The sequence below is a fragment of the Endozoicomonas sp. SESOKO2 genome (assembly GCF_024606245.1).
In the GTDB taxonomy this organism is placed as follows: Bacteria; Pseudomonadota; Gammaproteobacteria; order Pseudomonadales; family Endozoicomonadaceae; genus Endozoicomonas_A.
Genome location: NZ_JAHHPQ010000339.1, coordinates 1 through 2,489, shown reverse-complemented (window position 1 = coordinate 2,489; position 2,489 = coordinate 1). Strand labels below are relative to the sequence as shown.

The following is a 2,489-nucleotide window of genomic DNA, read 5'->3' as shown; positions in this document are numbered from 1 at the left end:
GAGTTGTATAGCGTTGTATTGGAGCAACTCACTACGGGCGCTCCGCTGCAACCCTTGTTGAGAGTGTTTGAGATTGAGTTGCTGGAAATGACCGGCTATGCCCCGTCGTTGACTTCTGATGCTGCATCAGGGGCAGATATACAACCTGATCTGCTCTACGAATTCAAAACCGGAGTAGGTTTTTTACCTGTTCTAACGATCAGGGAAAAAGATCGGCCCCGTTATTTTTCCGGAGAGCTGCTAGTGTCTCTGGCAGAGAGACGTTTTGACAACGTTCAGCATTTTCCGGGTTTTAAACGATTAACCCGTTTGGCACTGGCTCCCCTGGTGGGAGAGAAGCCGCTGAAAAGTCGGGAATTTTTCCTTACCAGAGAGAAGTTTGTCTCATGATTCCGCACAACCGCATCCTGCTGGGTGTGAACATTGATCATATAGCAACCATCCGTCAGGCCCGGGGAGGCACCTATCCTGATCCGGTTCAGGCCGTCATAGAGGCTGAGCAGGCGGGAGCTGATGGCATTACTCTGCATTTGCGCGAAGATCGTCGTCACATCCAGGACCGGGATGTGAGGCTGATTCGAAATGTGCTTCAGACGCGTATGAATCTGGAAATGGCTGCTACGGAAGAGATGTTGGCCATTGCTGAAGAGGTTTTGCCTCACGCGGTGTGTCTGGTGCCCGAAAAGCGTGAAGAACTGACCACAGAAGGTGGGTTGGATATTGTTGGGCAGATGTCTTCCATATCTTCAGCCTGCTCTCGAATGGCTAACGCTGGTATAGAAGTTTCACTTTTCATTGATCCGGATCTCAATCAGATTGAAGCTTCTGCTCAAGCGGGTGCTCCGGTTATTGAATTGCATACTGGTGCATACGCTGAGGCAGAAACACCTGAAGTTATGCAGGCAGAGCTGGAAAGGCTAAAAGAGGGCACTGATTTTGCCCTGTCTAAAGGGTTGATAGTGAATGCCGGGCACGGTCTGAACTATCAGAACGTGGAGCCTGTGGCTGCTATCAATGGCATTAATGAGTTGAATATTGGTCATTCTATTATTGGTCGCGCATTCTTTACCGGTTTGAAAACGGCCGTAAAAGACATGAAGACCTTAATGCTGAGAGCTTCTCTTCATAAATGATTGCAGGTATAGGCACGGATATCGCCCGTATCGCACGATTTAAGAAAATCCTTGAGCGGCGGGCAGAAGCCTTTGCTCGCCGTATTCTTACGGATTCTGAGCTGAAAACCTTTAGGTCTCAGCCTCAGCAGGCAGCCTGGCTGGCCAAACGCTTTGCCGCCAAGGAAGCTGCTTCCAAGGCTCTGGGGACCGGGATAGGCAAGGTTTCTTTTCGGCATCTTGAGACATTCAGTGATGAGCAGGGAGCGCCTCATATGCGTTTTTTGGGGCATGCGCTTGAACTTCAAAAAGAGAGGGGGATCAAAGCGATTCATCTGAGCCTCTCTGATGAAACCGAACATGCTCTTGCTTTTGTCGTTCTCGAAAGCTAGCCCTTATTTGTTTTTCTTCACAACAAAATCTGTCTTGACGCCGTAGACCGACATCTCGATATGAATGACCTCCATAAAGTCACTGGCCGAAGTGATAAAATCATGCTTACGGTCAAAAACATGGTTTCCCGAGCTGTGATTAAACTCCAGATCATGACGGCATAATTGATGCCGCCTGGTCTTTCCAGCGTATTCCTGACTTGTTAAATGCGCACTTCAACCAGACTCTTGTATGCGGTCTCTAATCAGGCAGGGCACCCCGCATGATATTGGCCTATTTCCTGAATCCATCGTCCTGGTTCCGGATTGCAGCTTGAATATCCGGATCAGACTTCAGTCTGTCGCTGAGGAATTCATAGATGAAGGCGTCTCGTGAGAGCAATGGCAGGACAAAGTCCTTGTCATTTTTAAGGGACTCAGTGGCAAGGCTAACAAAGTAGTGAGCGTAAGGATTTTCCTCAATGAGTCTCTTTAACAGGGCTTCATCGTTTTTTACCATCGGCCCAGCAAGAGAAAGAGCGGGAGAGTAGTTTCTGATGGCTGACAGAACCACATCAAGGTCATTTTTGAGACGATTGCTGGCATAACTTAATAAATTTCCTTGCTGTTCTACGGCAGATTTAACTATTTCTTTATCATCATTAAATCTGTCAGCGATATAACTGAATATCCTTGGATTTTGCTGAACCAGAAAAAGCACCCTTTCCCTGTCGTGATCTAAGTCAAATTCTTCACGCAAGATTGGAATAAAAACCTCCAGGAAGCCGGTCTCAATGGCCATGTGAGCAAGCAGTTCATTGGTTATTCTTGCAGCAACATTCGGTTGAAGGTGTTTGGTCATAGCGGTAAGGATCTGCCGAAGTTCCGCATCTCTATCAGGAATTCTAGCTCTCATAAGCTGGTAGTAAGCTTTTTCGGCCATTTCAAAGACGGTAACTTTCAAGGTAGATGTCGCCTCAACTTATGCAGCTAAATCACAATGCTG

4 protein-coding genes are annotated in these 2,489 nt (G+C 47.4%); 3 read left to right on the top strand and 1 reads right to left on the bottom strand.

What is annotated here, in order from left to right:
- From KDK17_RS07810 to acpS, 3 genes are all read left to right on the top strand, one after another.
- Positions 1-390 (top strand): DNA repair protein RecO (locus KDK17_RS07810; RefSeq protein ID WP_257287770.1); only part of this gene is annotated, 390 nt, incomplete at its 5' end.
- The gene (gene pdxJ, locus KDK17_RS07805) at positions 387-1,133 is read left to right on the top strand and encodes a pyridoxine 5'-phosphate synthase (protein WP_257252961.1); all 747 of its coding nucleotides are present in this window, start codon (positions 387-389) and stop codon (positions 1,131-1,133) included. The genes KDK17_RS07810 and pdxJ, both read left to right, overlap by 4 nt.
- Complete coding sequence (gene acpS, locus KDK17_RS07800; RefSeq protein WP_257274148.1) at positions 1,130-1,504, top strand: holo-ACP synthase; 375 nt, start codon at positions 1,130-1,132, stop codon at positions 1,502-1,504. The genes pdxJ and acpS overlap by 4 nt, the downstream gene beginning before the upstream one ends.
- A gap of 274 nt (positions 1,505-1,778) precedes the next feature.
- On the opposite strand, the gene KDK17_RS07795 is transcribed toward acpS, so the two are convergent.
- On the bottom strand, positions 1,779-2,447 hold the full coding sequence (locus KDK17_RS07795; protein WP_257287769.1) for a DUF4116 domain-containing protein: 669 nt from the start codon (positions 2,445-2,447) through the stop codon (positions 1,779-1,781).
- Positions 2,448-2,489: the final 42 nt, after the last annotated feature.

What these genes read in the sequence shown, in the direction of transcription:
- pdxJ (WP_257252961.1), top strand. Translation starts at nt 387, where the DNA reads ATGATTCCGCACAACCGCATCCTGCTGGGTGTGAACATTGATCATATA.
- acpS (WP_257274148.1), top strand. Translation starts at nt 1,130, where the DNA reads ATGATTGCAGGTATAGGCACGGATATCGCCCGTATCGCACGATTTAAG.